At 70.3% G+C, this 18,274-nt stretch carries 17 protein-coding genes; 10 read left to right on the top strand and 7 right to left on the bottom strand.

Features of this window, described 5'->3' with window-relative positions; translation table 11 throughout:
• Window positions 1–278 precede the first annotated feature (278 nt).
• From AB0N82_RS02350 to AB0N82_RS02330, 5 genes are all read left to right on the top strand, one after another.
• Window positions 279–1,553, top strand: a complete 1,275-nt coding sequence (locus AB0N82_RS02350) for an extracellular solute-binding protein (RefSeq protein WP_315993847.1) — start codon at window positions 279–281, stop codon at window positions 1,551–1,553.
• Between the two features lie 150 nt (window positions 1,554–1,703).
• On the top strand, window positions 1,704–2,789 hold the full coding sequence (locus AB0N82_RS02345) for a sugar ABC transporter permease (RefSeq protein ID WP_363387636.1): 1,086 nt from the start codon (window positions 1,704–1,706) through the stop codon (window positions 2,787–2,789).
• Window positions 2,786–3,691: a carbohydrate ABC transporter permease gene (locus AB0N82_RS02340; protein ID WP_315993845.1), complete on the top strand. Its 906-nt coding sequence runs from the start codon at window positions 2,786–2,788 to the stop codon at window positions 3,689–3,691. Before AB0N82_RS02345 ends, AB0N82_RS02340 begins: the two co-directional genes overlap by 4 nt.
• A gap of 29 nt (window positions 3,692–3,720) precedes the next feature.
• Window positions 3,721–5,175 (top strand): family 1 glycosylhydrolase, encoded by a 1,455-nt coding sequence (locus tag AB0N82_RS02335; RefSeq protein WP_363387632.1) that lies wholly within the window; start codon window positions 3,721–3,723, stop codon window positions 5,173–5,175.
• A 34-nt stretch (window positions 5,176–5,209) separates the two neighbouring features.
• Window positions 5,210–6,223 (top strand): LacI family DNA-binding transcriptional regulator, encoded by a 1,014-nt coding sequence (locus AB0N82_RS02330; RefSeq protein WP_363387629.1) that lies wholly within the window; start codon window positions 5,210–5,212, stop codon window positions 6,221–6,223.
• Here AB0N82_RS02330 and AB0N82_RS02325 read toward each other — a convergent pair whose 3' ends face one another.
• Together AB0N82_RS02325 and AB0N82_RS02320 are read right to left on the bottom strand one after the other, a co-directional pair.
• Complete coding sequence (locus tag AB0N82_RS02325) at window positions 6,224–7,015, bottom strand: MerR family transcriptional regulator (RefSeq protein WP_363387626.1); 792 nt, start codon at window positions 7,013–7,015, stop codon at window positions 6,224–6,226.
• The gene (locus AB0N82_RS02320) at window positions 7,008–7,520 is read right to left on the bottom strand and encodes a VOC family protein (protein WP_363387623.1); all 513 of its coding nucleotides are present in this window, start codon (window positions 7,518–7,520) and stop codon (window positions 7,008–7,010) included. The genes AB0N82_RS02325 and AB0N82_RS02320 overlap by 8 nt, the downstream gene beginning before the upstream one ends.
• Window positions 7,521–7,649: 129 nt before the next feature.
• Here AB0N82_RS02320 and AB0N82_RS02315 point away from each other — a divergent pair, with 129 nt between their 5' ends.
• The gene (locus AB0N82_RS02315; protein WP_363387620.1) at window positions 7,650–8,078 is read left to right on the top strand and encodes a hypothetical protein; all 429 of its coding nucleotides are present in this window, start codon (window positions 7,650–7,652) and stop codon (window positions 8,076–8,078) included.
• A 45-nt stretch (window positions 8,079–8,123) separates the two neighbouring features.
• Window positions 8,124–8,255, top strand: a complete 132-nt coding sequence (locus AB0N82_RS02310; RefSeq protein WP_363387617.1) for a hypothetical protein — start codon at window positions 8,124–8,126, stop codon at window positions 8,253–8,255.
• 10 nt (window positions 8,256–8,265) lie between these two features.
• Here the strand turns inward: AB0N82_RS02310 and nhaA are convergent, their stop codons facing one another.
• From nhaA to AB0N82_RS02295, 3 genes are all read right to left on the bottom strand, one after another.
• Window positions 8,266–9,597: a Na+/H+ antiporter NhaA gene (nhaA, locus tag AB0N82_RS02305; protein WP_315993839.1), complete on the bottom strand. Its 1,332-nt coding sequence runs from the start codon at window positions 9,595–9,597 to the stop codon at window positions 8,266–8,268.
• Between the two features lie 216 nt (window positions 9,598–9,813).
• Window positions 9,814–11,151 (bottom strand): solute carrier family 23 protein, encoded by a 1,338-nt coding sequence (locus AB0N82_RS02300; protein ID WP_363387612.1) that lies wholly within the window; start codon window positions 11,149–11,151, stop codon window positions 9,814–9,816.
• 139 nt (window positions 11,152–11,290) lie between these two features.
• Window positions 11,291–12,223 carry a phosphoribosylaminoimidazolesuccinocarboxamide synthase gene (locus AB0N82_RS02295; RefSeq protein WP_363387609.1) on the bottom strand — a complete coding sequence of 311 codons (933 nt, stop codon included), beginning with the start codon at window positions 12,221–12,223 and terminating at the stop codon, window positions 11,291–11,293.
• Window positions 12,224–12,344: 121 nt separating this feature from the next.
• On the opposite strand from AB0N82_RS02295, the gene AB0N82_RS02290 reads away from it, so the two are divergent.
• The 3 genes from AB0N82_RS02290 to AB0N82_RS02280 all read left to right on the top strand — a co-directional run bounded on the left by AB0N82_RS02290 (window position 12,345) and on the right by AB0N82_RS02280 (window position 16,560).
• Complete coding sequence (locus tag AB0N82_RS02290) at window positions 12,345–14,111, top strand: BCCT family transporter (RefSeq protein WP_363387606.1); 1,767 nt, start codon at window positions 12,345–12,347, stop codon at window positions 14,109–14,111.
• A 254-nt stretch (window positions 14,112–14,365) separates the two neighbouring features.
• A complete protein-coding gene (locus tag AB0N82_RS02285) occupies window positions 14,366–14,986 on the top strand; it encodes a helix-turn-helix transcriptional regulator (RefSeq protein ID WP_363387603.1) in 621 nt (206 codons plus the stop codon).
• Window positions 14,983–16,560, top strand: a complete 1,578-nt coding sequence (locus AB0N82_RS02280; protein WP_363387600.1) for a DHA2 family efflux MFS transporter permease subunit — start codon at window positions 14,983–14,985, stop codon at window positions 16,558–16,560. The genes AB0N82_RS02285 and AB0N82_RS02280 overlap by 4 nt, the downstream gene beginning before the upstream one ends.
• A 67-nt stretch (window positions 16,561–16,627) precedes the next feature.
• Here AB0N82_RS02280 and AB0N82_RS02275 read toward each other — a convergent pair whose 3' ends face one another.
• Together AB0N82_RS02275 and AB0N82_RS02270 are read right to left on the bottom strand one after the other, a co-directional pair.
• On the bottom strand, window positions 16,628–17,218 hold the full coding sequence (locus AB0N82_RS02275) for a class I SAM-dependent methyltransferase (RefSeq protein WP_363387597.1): 591 nt from the start codon (window positions 17,216–17,218) through the stop codon (window positions 16,628–16,630).
• 84 nt (window positions 17,219–17,302) lie between these two features.
• Entirely contained in the window at window positions 17,303–18,265 is a 963-nt protein-coding gene (locus AB0N82_RS02270) for a LacI family DNA-binding transcriptional regulator (protein ID WP_363387594.1), read from the bottom strand.
• Between the last annotated feature and the right edge of the window lie 9 nt (window positions 18,266–18,274).

Genomic DNA, 18,274 nt, shown 5'->3' with positions numbered 1-18,274 from the left:
CCCGCGGACCGCCGCCGGGTGGAGTGCGGCGGGAGGGGGCGTCGCGCCGCTCCACCCCCGGGTGTGAATGCTCGCAGCAGGGATGAACGCCGCGCCTGGGGGTTTCCCCTGACGGCGGGCTTTTCCTGACCCGAACACTCCCCGGTCTCGGGCCGGTAACGGTATGGGAGCGCTCCCTTGACGCCGTGGGAGCGATCCCATACTCTCGACCCGATCGGTGAGAGCCCTCCCACAGCGACTGCTCACACCGCTTCACACCCACCACAAAGGAGTGATCTGTGAACACCCATGCCCTGCGCCGGACCGCGCTCGTCGCCGCGGTCGCGTCCACCTCCGCCCTCGTCCTCGCCGGTTGCTCCGGCGCCGGGGGCTCCGCCTCGGGCGGAGACGGCGACGTGACCCTCACCATCGCCACCTTCAACGACTTCGGCTACACCGACGCGCTCCTGCAGGAGTACATGGACGCGCATCCGAACGTGAAGATCGTGCACAACAAGGCGGCCACCAGCAACGAGGCCCGCGAGAACTACTTCCAGAAGCTCGGCAAGACCGGCCTCGCCGACATCGAGGCCATCGAGGTCGACTGGCTGCCCGAGGTCATGGAGTACGCCGACCTGCTCGCGCCCGTTCCCGACGACCTCAAGAGCCGTTGGCTCGACTACAAGGTCGAGGCCGCCACCAGCGCGGACGGCAAGCTCGTCGGCTACGGAACCGACATCGGTCCCGAGGGCGTCTGCTACCGCTCCGACCTGTTCGCCGCGGCGGGGCTGCCCACCGACCGCGCCGAGGTCGCCGCGATGCTCGAGGGCGACTGGTCGACCTACTTCGCGGCGGGCGACACGTACGTCGCCGCCACGGGCAAGGCCTTCTTCGACTCCGCCGGCGGCACGTACCAGGGCGCGATCAACCAGGTCGAGGCCGCGTACGAGAACCCGGATGACGGGTCGATCACCGCCACGAGCAACCCCGAGGTCAAGAAGATCTACGACCAAGTGCTCGCCGCCAGCGCCACGCAGTCCGCCCACCTCGGTCAGTGGTCCGACGACTGGTTCGCGGGCCTGTCGAACGGCGCGTTCGCCACGATGCTCTGCCCCGGCTGGATGCTCGGCGTGATCGAGGGCAACGCCCCCGAGGTGAAGGGCTGGGACATCGCGAACGTCTTCCCCGGCGGCGCGGGCAACTGGGGCGGTTCGTACCTGACCGTCCCCGGCAACGGCAAGAACGTCGAAGCCGCGCAGGAGCTCGCCGACTGGCTGACCGACCCCGAGACCCAGGTGAAGGCGTTCGAGAACGCCGGCACGTTCCCGAGCCAGACCGACGCGCTGAAGGCCGACGCCCTCACCGGCAGCGTCAACGCGTACTTCAACGACGCTCCGGTCGGCGAGATGCTCTCCGAGCGCGCCCAGGCCGTGAAGGTCTCTCCCTTCAAGGGCCAGTTCTACTTCCAGATCAACGACGCGATGCAGAAGGCCCTGACCCGCGTCGAGGACGGAACGCAGAGCGCCGCCGACTCGTGGAAGCAGTGGGCGACCGAGGTCGACGCCCTGTCCTGACCCCGCGATCGGATGCCAGGGGCCGCGGCCTCGCGCCCCTGGCATCCGTCGCCCGTCCCCTTCTCGCGTGAGGGGTCGAGACCCGTCGCTCCCGCATCGTCGCGGGCGACGGCTTCCGGCCCCTCGCGCAACGGAAACGGAGCACAGATCGTGACCAGCACACTCGAACGCCCCACGGGGGGCGCGGCGCCGCAGACGCGCGCCCGCGAACCCCGACGCGTGGGATTCAGCACGCGCCGCAGCACGTGGGACCTCAAGCTCTCGCCCTACCTCTACATCTCGCCGTTCTTCATCCTGTTCGCGATCACGGGGCTCTTCCCCATCGCGTACACCGCCGTGATCTCGTTCATGGACTGGGACCTGGTGCGCAACTCCGGCGAGTTCATCGGCTTCGACCAGTACGCGTGGGTGCTCTCGCAGCCCAAGTTCTGGATCGCGCTGCGCAACACCTTCAGCATCTTCCTGCTCTCCAGCGTCCCGCAGCTGATCATCGCCATCTTCATCGCCGCGATGCTCGACCAGAACATCCGCGCCAAGACCTTCTGGCGCATGAGCGTGCTGATCCCCTACGTGATGGCGCCGGTGGCCGTCGCCCTCATCTTCAGCAACATGTTCGGCGACCAGTACGGCGTCGTGAACACCACCCTGCAGAACCTGGGCCTGCCCGCGGTGCCGTGGCATTCCGACGCGTTCGCGAGCCACATCGCCATCGCGACGATGGTCAACTTCCGGTGGACCGGGTACAACACCCTCATCCTGCTCGCCGCGATGCAGGCGATCCCGCGCGAGTACTACGAGGCCGCGACGGTCGACGGCGCCGGCAAGATCCGCCAGTTCTTCTCCATCACGTTGCCCAGCCTCAAGCCCACCCTGATCTTCGTCATCATCACCGCGACGATCGGCGGACTGCAGATCTTCGACGAGCCGCGCATGTACGACCAGTACGGCACGGGCGGAGCCGACAACCAGTGGCTCACCGTGACCCTGTGGCTCTACAACGTCGGCTGGGGGGAGTGGAACTTCGGCCGCGCCGCGGCCCTCGCGTGGATCCTGTTCCTGATCATCCTCGCCATCGGCGCGATCAACATGGTCGTCACGCGTTCGCTCGTGCGCGACGACGGCAGCCGCGATCCCCGCAGCCGCCGCGAGCGGCGGGCGCAGGCCCGGGCCGCCGAAGAACGATTGAGGGCGGATGCCGCGTCGGTCGGCATCCGCGGAGAGGAGACGCGTCGATGACCGCCGTGAACGCCGCACCCGTCCCGATCGTGGAACGCGACACCCCGTCGCCTTCGCGCCGCCGCCCGCGTCCGGTGCGCGGATCGCGCCCCGGCTGGATCGTCTACGCGAGCCTCGGTGCGGTGCTGCTGGCCAGTGTCTTCCCCTTCTACTGGTCGCTGTTGATCGGCTCGGGCGACTCCTCCACCATCCGCGACGCGAACCGCTCGTGGATCCCGGGCGGGAACTTCTTCACCAACGCCGCCGCCGTGATCGGCGACTCCGCGGTCAACTTCTGGCCCGCGCTGCTGAACTCGATCATCAGCTCCGGCCTGATCGCGGCATCCGTCGTCTTCTTCTCCACCCTGGCGGGATGGGCGTTCGCGAAGCTGCGTTTCCGCGGCGGGCCGTGGCTGCTGGTCTTCGTCGTCGGGACGATGGCGGTGCCGATGCAGCTGGGCGTGGTCCCGCTCTACATCCTCTTCAGCGAGCTCGGGTGGACCGGGCAGCTCGGCGCGATCATCATCCCCGCCCTCACGAGTGCGTTCGGGGTGTTCTGGATGACGCAGTATCTGCGTCAGGCCGTGCCCGACGAGCTCATCGAGGCGGCCCGTGTCGACGGGGCGAGTTCGTTCCGCACCTTCCTCACGGTGGGCGTGCCCGCCGCGCGCCCTGCGGCGGCGATGCTCGGCCTGTTCACGTTCGTGAGCGCCTGGAACAACTTCTTCTGGCCGTTCATCGTGCTCGACCGCCAGAACCCGACCCTGCCGGTGGCCCTGTCGCTGCTGCAGTCCAACTACTTCGTCGACTACTCGATCGTCCTCGCGGGCGTGCTCCTGTCGACGATCCCGCTGCTGCTGCTGTTCGTCTTCGCGGGCAAGCAGCTGGTCAGTGGCATCATGCAAGGGGCGGTCAAGGGATGACCCTCGCGCCCACGGAAGGAACCCGATCCATGTCCACCACCCGTTCGTTCCCCGACGGCTTCCTCTTCGGCGCCGCGACCGCCGCCTACCAGATCGAGGGCGCCGCTTTCGAAGACGGCCGCACCGCGTCGATCTGGGACGCGTTCAGCCGCGTCCCCGATGCCGTCATCAACGCCGACAACGGCGATGTCGCGTGCGATCACTACCACCGCTACGCCGACGACGTGCAGCTGATGAAGCAGCTCGGCCTGCAGACGTACCGCTTCTCGACCTCGTGGTCGCGCGTGCGCCCCGACGGCGGCGCGCTCAACGCGAAGGGCGTCGACTTCTACAAGCGCCTCGTCGACGAACTGCTCGATGCCGGCATCCTGCCCTGGCTCACCCTGTACCACTGGGACCTCCCGCAGGCCCTGCAGGAGCGGGGCGGGTGGACCGTGCGCGAGACGAGCGACCGCTTCACCGAGTACGCGCTCGACATGCACGACGCCCTCGGCGACCGCGTCGACGTGTGGACCACGCTGAACGAGCCCTGGTGCTCGTCGTTCCTCAGCTACACCGCGGGCATCCACGCCCCGGGGCACTACTCGCAGGCCGAGGGGATGCTCGCAGCCCACCACCTGCTCCTCGGTCATGGGCAGACCGTGCGCGAGCTGCGGGCGCGCGACTCCTCGCTCAACCTCGGCATCACGCTGAACCTCACGGTGGCGGATGCCGTGAATCCGGCCGACCCCGCCGACCTCGACGCCGCACGGCGCGTGGACGGGCAGTTCAACCGGTGGTTCCTCGACCCGATCTTCCGCGGCTCGTACCCGGCCGACATCATCAAGGACTTCCGCGACACCGACGCCGAGGCCGTGGCGCGCTGGCAGGAGGCCGTCCACCCGGGCGACCTCGAGGTCATCTCGACCCCCATCGACTCGCTGGGCGTGAATTACTACCACGGCGAGTTCGTGGGCGGCACGCCGCCCGAGGTCGACCCGCCCGCGGGCGACGCACCCACCACGCGTCCGATCGGTGTGCCGTTCCCGGCGCACGAGAAGCTCTACTGGCACGACCGCGGCCTCCCTCGCACCAACATGGGCTGGGAGGTGCAGCCCGAGGGCCTGACGCGCCTGCTGGAGCGGGTGAGCGAGGAGTACGCCGCCCCCGCCGACGTGGCTCTGTACGTCACCGAGAACGGCGCGGCGTACGACGACGAGGTGGTGGCCGACGACGGCGACGAGCGCGTCCACGACATCGACCGCGTCGAGTTCGTCGAGGCCCACCTCGGGGCCGTCCTCGACGCCGTCGAGCGCGGCGTCGACGTGCGCGGCTACTTCTACTGGTCGCTCATGGACAACTTCGAGTGGGCCTGGGGCTACGCCAAGCGTTTCGGCATCGTGTACGTCGACTACCGGACCCAGGAGCGCGTTCTCAAGGACTCGGGCCGGCAGTACGCTCGCATCATCGCCGAGCGTGCTCTGGCCGCGGTCCCCGCGGTCTAGAGCTCGCTCGCCGGGTACGCCAGGAGGCAGGGCTATGGAGATCGCACCCGTTCGCGGTACCGCCACGATCGAAGAGGTCGCGGCGCGGGCCGGTGTCTCCCGCTCGACGGTGTCACGCGTGGTCAACGGTTCCACGGCCGTCTCTCCTGCCGCGCTCGAGGCCGTGCGCCGCGCGATCGACGAACTGCAATACGTTCCGAATCGCGCGGCGCGCTCCCTGGCCAGCCGGCAGACGCGGGCGATCGCACTGGTCATCCCCGAGCAGACCGACCGCTTCTTCGGCGATCCGTTCTTCGCCTCGATCGTGGCCGGAATCGGCGAGGTGATCGGCGACAGCGACTACATCATGAACATGCTGATCGCCAGCGACGACGCCAGCGCGAAGGCGCTCGCTTATCTGCGCGGCGGCAGCGTCGACGGGGCGATCGTGGCCTCGCACCACACCAGCGACACCTTCCTCGACCGCGTCGCCGACGTGGTGCCCGTCGTCTACGGCGGGCGCCCCGCCCGGGTGCGCGCCGACGACTACTACGTCGACGTCGACAACGTCGAGGGCGGCCGGGTCGCGACCTCGTACCTGCTGGCCCGAGGACACCGCCGCATCGCCACGGTGTCGGGTCCGACCGACATGCCCGCCGGCATCGACCGTCTGCAGGGCTTCCGCGACGCGATGGCCGAGGCGGGGCTGCAGCCCGTGGCCGTCGAGAACGGCGATTTCACCGAGGTGGGCGGGGCGCTGGCGATGGCCCGCGTGCTCGCTGCGGGCGAGCGCCCCGACGCGGTCTTCGTGGCGAGCGATCTCATGGCGCGCGGTGCCTACACGGTGCTGCGCGAAAAGGGCCTGGAGCCCGGGCGCGACGTCGCCGTGATGGGTTTCGACGACTCCGCGGTGTCGACGGCCCTCAGCCCCGCCCTGACCACGGTGCGGCAGCCCTCGCTCACGCAGGGGCGGTACATGGCATCCGTGCTGCTCGACATCCTCGCCGGGCGGCCGGCTGCGCACGCGACGATCCTGCCCACCGAGGTCATCGAGCGCGGCTCCGCCTGATCACTCCCAGCGTGCGGTGTCGGGGTCGATGCCGTGTGCGCGGGCGCTCGCCTCGATCGCGTCGCGCAGCCACGTGGCGAGCCCGGGGCGGATCGCGTCGTAGTGCGCGGCGAAGCGCGGGTCGGCTGCGTACATGCGGCCGAGGTGCACCTGCATCTGCCGGGTGAGGGGGAAGTACTGCGAGAACACCGTGCGGTGCCGCTCGACGAGCGCGTCGGCCAGCGCGTCACCGGGCTCGACGCCGGAGGCGACGGCGTCCGCGAGCTCCTCCTCGACGGCGGAGACCGCCCGCGTCACCTCCGCCCAGTCGTCGACGGAACGGGATGCCGAGCGCTCGGCGTACTGCTGCCATTGCGGTGATCCGCCATAGGCGTCTCGCGCCTCGGCGGGCCAGCTCGTGTCCCAGCCGGGCCCGAACGTCTCGTGCTGCTCGTCTTCGGAGAGGAGGATGCCGCGCTCCTGCGCCGCGATCATGCGCTCGAGGTCGTCGTCGACGATCTGCAGCTGCGCGATGCGCTGAGCGACGTGGGCCCGCTGGACCCGGAGCTGTGCGGCGACGTCTCCTCCGGGCTCGTCGATCACCGCGCGGATGGCATCCAGGTCGAGACCGAGCTCGCGGTAGACCACGATGCGGCGGAGGCGCTCGAGGTCCTCGTCCGTGTAGAGCCGATAGCCGGCGCTCGAGCGTGCGGCCGGGCGCGCGAGACCGATCTCGTCCCAGTGATGGAGCGTGCGCACGGTGAGACCGAGCCGAGCGGCCGTCTCGCCCACCGGCATCCCCTGCTCACTCATGGGACCCATTGTCGTCGCGCCCGATCCCCACCGACTGCAGGTTGCGGCCTTCGACGGTCGCCGGGTCGAACACCTTGGCCGCGGTGAAGACGACCCGCGCCTTCTCGGGGGTGATCACCTCGACGTCCCGGGTGTTCCACGGGGTCTCGCGCACCTCGGGAACGGCGCCGAGGGCGCGCACCGACGAGACGACGGTGTCGATCTCGTCGAGGACGCAGGCGAAGCTCACGCTGGCGGGCGGGGCGCTCGAGCTCTTCTCGCCGACCACGAGCAGCACGTCCTGGAAGGCCCATCGTCGAAGATGGACCATCTGCCCGGGGATCGCGAACAGCTCGAAGAAACCGAGGCCCCGCGTCCAGAAGTCCACGGATGCCGGCAGGTCGGCGGTCGAGAGGGTGACGAACATGGGCATGCCGTAGATGCCGCGGTACAACGGGGGCGCGACGGCATCCGGTCCGGGAGGGGGCACGGGGCTGACCGCGAAGGCCTCGAAATTCTCGTCCATGGCACCAGCGTCGGCCCTCACGCCGCGTGAGGGTCAAGAGCGTGATGAGGCAGCGCTGCTCTCGGGGCTATGGTGAGCGCAGAGAGCGGTCGGTGCGGGACAGCGCCGTCACGCGGAGGGGGTCTCGCCATGAACCGTGCATTCATCGCCGTGTCGGGCGCGCTGCTGATCGCCGCCGCGGCCCTTCTGACGGGGTGCGTCCCCGAGCCCCCCTCGCCGGCGTCGACCGCGACCGTCGACTCGCCGTCGGCGACCGCCCCGAGCGCCTCGCCGACGGGCTCCGCATCGACCCCGACCCCGACCCCGACGGCCGCGCCGACCGCCCCGACCGGCATCCCGAAATCCTGCGACGATCTCGGCGCGGCGGCGACACGGCAGCAGACGGTGGGGGGCCTGACCGCCCAGCACGCCGACGGGTTCGTGCGGCCGGCACCCGCGAACGCGACGACCGAGCTGTCGTGCAACTGGATCCAGGAGGAGTCGGCCGGCGTTCTGCTCCTCATCAGCACCGCGTCCGCCGCCGAGGTCTCCACCGGGGTCGACGGGCTCGACGCCTAGGGGTACGAGTGCCAGGCCGCGGAGGACTTCGGCGCCCAGTACTGCGTGAAGGCCGGCGGCACGGCGCAGACCGAAGACGTCGTGGTCGCTCGAGACGGCGTGTGGATCTCTCTCGAGACCGTCAACGTCGACGCGCGCGCGTGGCTGTCGGAGATCTCGTCGCAGATCTTCGGCTGACGGTGACGCCTCAGCGTCGCGGCTGCTCCGGCTGCTGGTACACGTCGGGGACGTCGTCTCCGTCGGCATCCACCTCTTCGGCGAGGGCGAGCTGCTTGTAGCGCCGGTTGCGCACGAGCAGCACGGCCGCGGCGAGGACGGATGCGAGCAGCGAGGCCGCCATGATCGCGATCTTCGCGTCGTCGGTGTGCGGGGAGCCGGCCGGGAAGCTGAGCTCGGCGATCAGCAGCGACACCGTGAAGCCGATGCCCGCGAGCAGCCCCACCCCGGCGAGGTCGATCCACTTCAGGGCCGGGTCGAGGCGCACCTTCGTCACGAGCGTGAGCAGGCGCACGCCGAGCAGGATGCCGACCGGCTTGCCGAGCACGAGGCCGGCGACGACGCCGATGGTCACGGGGTCCATCAGGGCGCGGACGATCCCCTCGCCGCCGCCCACGGCGACACCCGCGGCGAAGAACGCGAAGATCGGCACGGCGATGCCGCTGGAGAGCGGACGGAAGCGGTGCTCGAACTGCTCGGCGAGGTCCATGCCGTGGTGCTCCGGTTGGCGCTTGGACGCGGCAACGGGGATGGTGAACGCCAGTGCCACACCGGCGATCGTGGCGTGCACGCCCGAGGCGTGCAGGAACGCCCACGCGGCGAAGCCGATCGGCAGCAGCACGACCCAGGCACCCCACGCGTTGCGCGAGAACCACGCGCGGGCGCGGTGGGCGATGACGCCATAGACGACGACGAGCACGGCGAAGACGCCGAGGGGGAGGAGCTGGATGTCGGTCGTGTAGAAGATCGCGATGATCGCGATCGCGATCAGGTCGTCGACGACCGCGAGCGTCAGCAGGAAGATGCGCAGCGGACCGGGCAGGTGCGAGCCGACGAGGGCGAGGACGGCGACGGCGAACGCGATGTCGGTGGCCGTGGGGATGGCCCACCCCGCCAGCAGACTCGGCTGCGTGTGCACGATCGCGACGTAGATGAGGGCGGGCACGGCGACACCGGCGAAGGCCGCCGTCACGGGGACGATCGCGGTGCCGAATCGGCGGAGGCTGCCCGAGACGATCTCGCGCTTGAGCTCGAGGCCGACCATGAAGAAGAAGACGGCGAGCAGGCCGTCGGCCGCCCACGACCCGACGCTCAGCTCGAGGTGCCAGGGCTCGTAGCCGAAGCGGAAGTCGCGCAGCGCGAAGTACGCGTCGGCGGCGGGGGAGTTGGCCCAGATGATCGCGATGATCGCGGCGACCACGAGCAGCATTCCGCCCACGGACTCCTGACGGAGCAGTGTGGTGACGCGGTGGACTTCGCGGTAGCCCGGCCAGCTCGGCGCGCGCGTGTGGGTTTCGGTCATGGAGGAGGTCCCTTCCGGGGTCGATCGACAGATCGTCGACCAGACTTCCCGACACGCCTCGACCATTCTATCGGCCGTGCGGGCGGCATTCGCCTGGGGCCGGACCATCCGCGAGATCGCAGGTCACGGACGAACGCACACGCCCCGGCAGGTTCGGAACGTGTGCGCTCGTGCGCATCGGATGATCTCGGCACCGGATGCCGCGACCCCGGCGGCTCAGCTCGGGTCGCCGCCCAGCGGGCCGACCGCGGGGATCGGGCCGCCGTCGTCGGCGCCGGTCTTGCGGGCGCGGGCGATCGCGTTGCCGAGGTGGTAGATCACCAGGGCCGCGACCGAGCCGAGCACGATGGCGCCGAGCTGGAAGTCGCCCCACTGCATCGTGAACCCGGCGATCGCGAGCACCAGGGCCACCGCGCCGGTGTACTGGTTGACCGGACGTGAGAAGTCGACGCGGTTGTCGACCCAGATCTTGATGCCGATGATGCCGATGAGCCCGTACAGGGCTGTGGTCACGCCGCCGAGGACGCCCGGCGGGATGGTGTTGAACACCGCGCCCACCTTGGGCGAGAGGCTCAGCACGATCGCGGCGAGACCCGCGACCCAGTAGACCGCGGTCGAGTACACGCGGGTCGCGGCCATCACCCCGATGTTCTCGCCGTACGTCGTCGTGCCCGAGCCGCCGAAGGTTCCCGCGAGCGTCGTGGCGACGCCGTCGGCGATGAGGGCGCGCCCGGTGGAGCGGTTGGCGGTGGCATCCGTCATCGCCGCGACCCCGCGCACGTGTCCGACGTTCTCGGCGACGAGCACCAGGACGACCGGCAGGAACATCGCGATGACCGACCAGGTGGCCGGCTTCGTGAAGTCGGCGATCTCGAAGGTCGGGAGCCCGACCCAGGGGGCCTGCTCCACGACGGAGAAGTCGATGAGGACCTCACCCGTCGTCAGCTGGATGATGACGGTCGCGACGTAGCCCACGATCACGCCGAGGAAGATCGAGATGCGGCCGAGGAAGCCGCGGAACAGCACGCTGAACAGGATGACGGCGACGAGCGTGATGGTGCCGGGCAGGGGCTGCACCTGGAAGTTCGACCACGCCACCGGGGCGAGGTTGAAGCCGATGAGGGCGACGATGGCGCCCGCGACGACCGGCGGCATGACCTTGTCGACCCACCCGAGGCCCGCGAACTGCACGACGAAGCCGATCGCCGTGAGCAGCACGCCGACCGCGACGATGCCCGCGAGGGCGGAACCCGTGCCGGCGGTGGCCGTGGCGGCGGTGATCGGCGCGATGAACGCGAACGACGACCCCAGGTAGCTGGGGAGGCGGTTCTTCGTCACGAGCAGGAACAGCAGGGTTCCCACGCCCGAGAACAGCAGCGTCGTCGACACCGGGAACCCGGTGAGCACCGGCACGAGGAAGGTCGCGCCGAACATCGCGATGACGTGCTGGAGGCCGATCGCGACCGTCGCGCCCCAGTTCAGGCGTTCGCCCGGGGCGACGACGGCTCCGGGTGCGACGGTGCGGCCGTCGCCGTGCAGCTTCCAGCGGAACATGTGTCTCCTTGCGAGGGGCGGTCCCTTCGACAGGCTCAGGGACCTCGTGTGGTGGTGCTCAGGGACCGGGTGGGGTGGGGCTCGGGGGCCTCGTGCGGCAGGGGCGGTGGCTGAACTCGTCGAGGCCTCCGCGGGCGGGTCAGGACGCCGTGAGCAGGCGCAGGAGGGTCGCGTAGCGCTCGCGCGTGCGCTCGACGATCTCGGCGGGGAGGACGGGGGGCTCGCCCTGCTTGTCCCAATTCGCCGACAACCAGTCGCGCACGATCTGCTTGTCGAAGCTCGCCATGCGCTCGGTGGGGGTGGTGCCGGTGCGCCAGGCCTCGGCATCCCAGTACCGGGACGAGTCGGAGGTCAGAACCTCGTCGGCCAGGGTCAGCACGTCGTCGGCGTCGAAGCCGAATTCGAACTTCGTGTCGGCGAGGATCAGCCCGTGGGCCTCGGCGGTCGCGGAGGCGCGGTGGTAGATCTCGAGCGACAGATCACGCAGGGCGGTCGCGGTGTCGGCGCCGACGAGCTCGACGGAGCGTTCGAACGTGATGTTCTCGTCGTGCTCGCCCATCGGAGCCTTCCACGCCGGTGTGTAGAGCGGCTCAGGGAGGCGGTCGCCGTCGTTCAGGCCCTCGGGGAGGGGGATGCCGCACACCGTGCCCGACGCGCGGTACTCGGCCCATCCCGACCCGGTGAGGTAGCCGCGCACGACGCACTCGATCGGCTGCATGTCGAGGGAGCGCACGAGCATCGCGCGCCCCTGTACGGCATCCGGGATCAGGCTCACCGTCTCTTCGCCTTCGAGGCGGCGGTCGGAGACGAGGTGGTTCGGAATCGACGGCCCGCCGTCGCCGCCGGCGAGCTGGTCGAACCACCACAGGCTGAGGGTCGTCAACAGCTCGCCCTTGTCGGGGATGCCGGGTTCGAGCACGTGGTCGAAGGCGCTCACGCGGTCGCTCGCGACGACGAGGAGGTGTGCGGGAGTGGCGTCGGGAGCCGTCTCGGCGGGCACGTAGAGGTCGCGCACCTTGCCGGAGTAGACGTGGCGCCAGCCGGCGAGCTCGAGGGGGGAGGCGGAGGTCACCCGCTCATTATCGCGGGTGCACGCTCGCGTCCACACGGCGCGCTCGCGCGGATTGTCGCACAACGTCTCTCACGGCGCCTGCCCCCCGGGCGAGGAGGGGGCGTTCACTACCCTCGGAGGAATGACCGATGACACCTCCGGACCCGCGGTAGCCATCGATCCTCACGCGGGCAGCCGGCACAAGACCATCCGCGGCTGGGTGTTCTGGCCCGCCGCTGCGATCGCGCTCGCGTTCATCGCTTTCGCGCTGTTCTTCCCCGCGGCGGCCGAGGCCACCTTCACCAGTGTGCAGACGGCCATCGTCTCGACGTTCAATTGGTACTACGTGCTGATCGCGGCGTTCTTCGTCGTCTTCGCCCTCGCGATGGGCTTCAGCCGCTTCGGCAACATCAAGCTCGGCCAGGATGACGACGAGCCCGAGTTCTCGACGATGTCGTGGTTCGCGCTCCTCTTCGCCGCCGGCATGGGGATCGGCCTCGTCTTCTACGGCGTGAGCGAGCCGCTCAGTCACTTCGTCTCTCCTCGCCCCGGCGTCACGGGTACCCCCGGCGAACTCGCGCAGCAGGCCATGTCGCAGACGTTCCTGCACTGGGGCGTGCACGCGTGGTCGATCTACGTCGTGCTGGGTCTCGCGCTGGCCTACGCCTTCCACCGTCGCAAGCGTCCCCGCACCATCCGGTGGGCGCTCGAACCGATCCTCGGTGCGCGCCTCGTGCAGGGCGGCTGGGGCAACGCGGTCGACGTCGCCGCCCTCGTCGGCACGCTCTTCGGCGTGGCGACCTCCCTCGGTCTCGGCGTCATCCAGATCAGTGCGGGGCTCGACTTCCTCGGGGTCGTACCGCCCAGCATCATCAGCCAGGCCGTGATCATCGGCATCATCACCGGCTTCGTCCTGTTCTCGCTGCTGTCCGGCGTCGGCAAGGGCATGAAGTGGCTCTCGAACATCAACCTCGTGCTCGCCGGGCTGCTGATGCTCTTCCTGCTCTTCGTCGGCCCCACCGAGTTCCTGCTCCGCGACGTCGTGCAGTCCATCGGCAACTACATCCAGAGCTTCGTCGGCCTGTCGTTCACCGTCAGCGCCTACGCGGGCGACGACGGCGTGGCCTGGCAGGGCGCGTGGACGGCGTTCTACTGGGGCTGGTGGATCTCGTGGGCCCCCTTCGTGGGCATCTTCATCGCGCGCATCTCGCGCGGGCGCACCGTACGCGAGTTCGTGGTCGGTGTGATCCTCGTGCCCACGCTCGTCGGCATCCTGTGGTTCACCGTGCTCGGCGGGACCGCGATCTACGGCGAACTGACCGGTACGGCCTCGTACACCGGTGCGGACGGGTCGGTCGATGTCTCGACGGCGCTGTTCCAGATGCTCGAGGGGGTTCCGGGTTCGGCCGTGCTGATCATCGGCTTCCTCATCCTCATCGCCGTGTTCTTCGTGACCTCGGCGGACTCGGGAGCTCTGGTGATGAGCATGATCGCCACCGGCGGCGAGGAGGAGCCCAAGAAATGGGTGCGCGTGTTCTTCGCCCTCGCCACCGCCGTGATCGCCTTCGCCCTCCTCATCGCGGGTGGACTCCAGGCGCTGCAGACGGCGGCGATCAGCATCGCGCTGCCCTTCAGCGTCGTGCTCCTCGCGATCTGCTGGGCGACGGTCGTCGCCTTCCGCCGCGAGATGAAGGCGTACGACAGGGCCGAGCGTGCGCAGTTGCGCGACGCGATCGGGCAGCACTACGGCCTCGAGGTCGAGGAGCCCAACCAGCGGGGCATCTTCGGCCTGCCGGCCCGCTGGCGCCACCGCCGGTCCGCCGCGGCGCCGGGCGAGGGCGCCGCCGGCGCGCCCGTCGCCGACAAGGACGCCCCCGAGACGGTGTCCGGGCCGTCCTCGTCAGGCTGAGTCGACTGTTCGACAGGAAGACGCCGCCCCGGTCCGCCGGCGCGGCGTCTTCGTCGTGAGTGGGCGGTGCGCAAGCCCACCGGCCACGGCAACCGCCGGGCGTTGACTGTCCCCGACACGCCGCACCGCGCGTGCGGGGTCGGCGTGTTCTGGACACTCGACGTTCACTTGCGTGGACTCGCGCGGCGGGCGCGTGAGGCGTATAGTCCATGTGGACTAGTCGAGACGGACCACATGAGCGAAGGAGAAGACGGATGCCGGAAAGCACTCGCCTCACGCCCGTCGCGGTCATGATCCTCGCCACCCTCCGCGAGGCGGACATGCACACCTACGAACTCGTGCGCCTGTTGCGCGAGCGAAAGGACGACCGGCTCGTGCCCCTTCAGAAGGGCACGATCTACCACACGGTCGCCCGGCTCGAGCGCGACGGTCTGCTCGCCGAAGCGGGCGTCGACCGCGAGGGGAACCGTCCCGAACGCACCACCTACACGCTGCTCGACGCCGGTCGCCGCGCGGTCGAGGAGTGGGTGCGCACCGAACTGCCGCAGATCGAGCGCTCGACCGACTTCCGCGTCGCGCTCTCCGAGGCGCACAATCTCGAGCGCGACGACGTGGTCGCCCTGCTCGATCGACGCCGTGCCCTGCTCGTCGCCTCGGCGCACGAGCACCGCACGGGCCTGGACGGGGCGGCCCATCGCGGCGTCCCCGAACAGTTCATGGTCGAGGTCCAACGGCAGGCCGCGCTCCTCGACGCCGAACTCGCGTGGCAGGACGCCCTGCGCGCGCGCCTCGCTGACGGCTCCCTCGCCTGGGGCCCCGACGAGATCCCGGAACACTTCACGAAAGAACGCGTCTCGAAGGAGACCACCCCATGACCGATTCCCGCGCCGCATCCGCGGCATCCTCTTCCACCGGATCGACCCGCACCGGGTCGCACGGCACCCCTGCCCGCAGCCCCTGGCCCGCCCTGTGGGCCCTGGTCATCGGCTTCTTCATGATCCTGGTCGACACCACGATCGTCTCGGTGGCCAACCCGGCCATCAAGGCGGCCCTCGATCCGGACACCAACAATCTCGACAACGTCGTGTGGGTCACCAGCGCCTACCTGCTCACGTACGCGGTGCCGCTGCTGATCACCGGCCGCCTCGGCGACCGCTTCGGCCCCAAGAACATCTACCTCGCGGGCCTCGCGATCTTCACCCTCGCTTCGCTCGCGTGCGGTCTCGCCCCCACTCTCGAGGTGCTGATCGTCGCCCGCGCCGTGCAGGGCCTGGGCGCCGCCCTCATGACGCCGCAGACGATGGCGGTCATCACCCGCACCTTCCCGCCCCAGAATCGCGGTGCGGCCATGGGTCTGTGGGGAGCCACCGCCGGTGTGGCGACGCTCGTCGGTCCCCTCGCCGGGGGCCTGCTGGTCGACGGCCTTGGCTGGGAGTGGATCTTCTTCATCAACATCCCCGTCGGCGTCATCGGCTTCATCGCCGCCGTGATCCTGGTCCCGCAGCTCCCGCGCACCGCGCACAAGTTCGACATCCTCGGTGTCGTCCTGAGCGCCGTCGGGCTCTTCCTCATCGTGTTCGGGCTGCAGGAGGGCGAGCACTACGCGTGGGCGGCCTGGATCTGGGGCATGGTCATCGCCGGCGTCGCCGTCATGGCGGTGTTCATCTGGACCCAGGCGCGCAGCACGGGCGAGCCCCTCGTGCCGCTCGATCTGTTCCGGGACCGCAACTTCTCGATCGCCAACCTGGCCATCGCCGCCGTCGGTTTCACGGTGACGAGCATGGCGCTGCCGCAGATGTTCTACCTGCAGCTGGCCCGGGGTCTCACGCCCACCGAATCGGCGCTGCTGCTGGTGCCGCTCGCGATCCTCTCGGGCGTGCTGGCCCCCTTCGCCGGCAAGCTGCTCGATCGCACCGACCCGCGCTTCCTGCTCGTGCCCGGTCTGCTGCTGGTCGGCGGATCGCTGGGACTGTACACGGCGCTCATCCTGAACGACGCCCCGATCTGGGCCTTCCTCATCCCCGCGGCGTTCATGGGCATCGGCAACGCCGGGATGTGGGGCCCGCTGGCGACCACCGCGACGCGCAACCTGCCGCCGCGGCAGGCGGGTGCGGGTGCCGGCATCTACAACACCACTCGCACCGTCGGCTCGGTCATCGGCTCGGCATCCATCGCCGCCTTCATGCAGGCCCGCCTCGAGGCCAACCTGCCGGGGGCAGCGGATGCCGGGGCCAGCTTCGGATCGGGACCGCTCCCGGAGCAGGTGGTCGGCGGATTCTCGCAGGCGATGGGTCAGTCGCTCCTGCTGCCGATCGTCGTGATCGCCGTCGGCCTCGTCGCGGTGCTGTTCATGCGCCGTCCCACGATGATCCGCCCGCACGGTGCTCCGCGCGACGCGGGCTCCGCGCAGCAGACGGCGCAGGCCGCCCCCGCCTCCGCGGGGGAGTAGGACCCGGATGTCGGACGCCGTCACCCCGTGCGGGTGGCGGCGTCCGTCGTTCGTCGGCGCGGCGACCTCACGCGCGCCGCTCGCAGCGCAGCGCTCCGACCGCGCGCTCGCCCCGTGCCTCACGCGTGTGCGTCTCGATCACGTCGAAGCCGACGGCATCCACTCGACGAGCCAGCTCGCCGGCCGGCCACCGCCAGGCGCGCGTGACGGCGTGGTCGAAGGGCTCCCGCGACGTCCCGACGAAGAAGCCGACGAGCAGACCACCACCCGGGCGGGTCACGCGCGCGAACTCCCGCAACGGCGTCGAGATCTCCTCGGGCTCGTGGTGGATGGTCGAGAACCACGAGAGCATGCCGCCGAAGGCGCCGTCCGCCGCGTCGAGTCCGTCGATCGAACCGACATCGAATCGGACACCGGCATGCGCCGACCGTGCGTGCTCCACGAATCGCGGCGCGAGGTCGACCCCACGCGCATCCACGCCGCGGTCGGCCAGGTGTCGCGTCCAGTGGCCGGGGCCGCAGCCCGCATCGAGGACCGGGCCCGAGAGCCCCCCGGCCCACGCGTCGACGATCGCGCGGTCGACCGGGTGCACGGCATCCATCGATCCGAGCGCGGTGATGTATTCGTCGGCTCGGGCCTCGTACGCGATCGCGCTCATCCGTCGAGGGTACGATGCAGGGCGGGGATCGGGTCGGCCACCGAGCACGCGGGAGGCCTGTTACCCCGTCGGAACGCCTCGCCGTCAGGCGGGCGGCGGCGCGGTCGACCCGCGGACGATCAGCTCCGAGGGCAGGACCGCCGCAGCGTCGGGGGTGGTGCCGCTCATCGACTGCAGCAGCAGGTCGACGGCGAGGGCGCCGGACCGGCCGATCGGCATGCGGACGGTGGTGAGGCTGGGGGTGACGGCACCGGCGAGATCGATGTCGTCGATCCCGACGATGCTCACGTCGTCGGGGCATACCCGGCCGAGCTCGCCCATGCCGGCCTCCAGGCCGAGCGCGACGAGATCGTTGTAGGCGATCACGGCGGTGGCCCCGCTCGCGATGGCCGCGGCGGCGTTCGCTCGCCCACCCTGGATCGACGCGGCGTGATTACTCAGGCGGGTGAGGCGGATGCCGAAGCGCTCGCAGGCGCGCGCGACGGTGTTCGCGCGCTGGTCGTCGGCCCAGGAGCCGTGGGGGCCCGAGGCGTAGGCGATGTGCGCGTGTCCGAGGGCGGCGAGGTGCTCGACGGCCTGGCTCGGGCCGCGGTCGGCGTCCATGATCACGCACGAGGCGCCGGGGATCAGTCGGTTGATCACGACATGGGGCGTCTCGCCGATCAGTGAGAGCACCTCCTCCTCGGGCAGGCGCGGGGAGCACAGCACGAGGCCGTCGGCCTTCATCGCGAGCTCGATGGACTCCCGCTCGCGGCGCAGATCTTCGTCGGCGTCGTAGAGCACGATGCGATGGCGCCCGTGCCACGCCTGGCCCTGGATGGCCTTCAGGAGGGTCGCGTAGACCGGGTTCGCGGCATCCGGGACCACGACCGCGATCGTGCGCGTCCCCACCGGAGCCTGGGGGGCCGCGTAGCCCAGCTCGGCGGCGGCGACGCGCACCCGCTCGAGCGTCGCGGGGGCGAGGCGGTCGGGTTCGCCGAACGCGCGGGAGGCCGTGGCGATCGAGACGCCCGCGTGCCGCGCCACCTCGGTGAGATTCGCCGCCATCCGTGCTCC

The sequence above is a fragment of the Microbacterium sp. NPDC089186 genome (assembly GCF_040685115.1).
In the GTDB taxonomy this organism is placed as follows: Bacteria; Actinomycetota; Actinomycetes; order Actinomycetales; family Microbacteriaceae; genus Microbacterium; species Microbacterium galbum.
The sequence above is the reverse complement of the archived record's forward strand: the minus strand, read 5'-3'. Positions and strand labels throughout refer to the sequence as shown.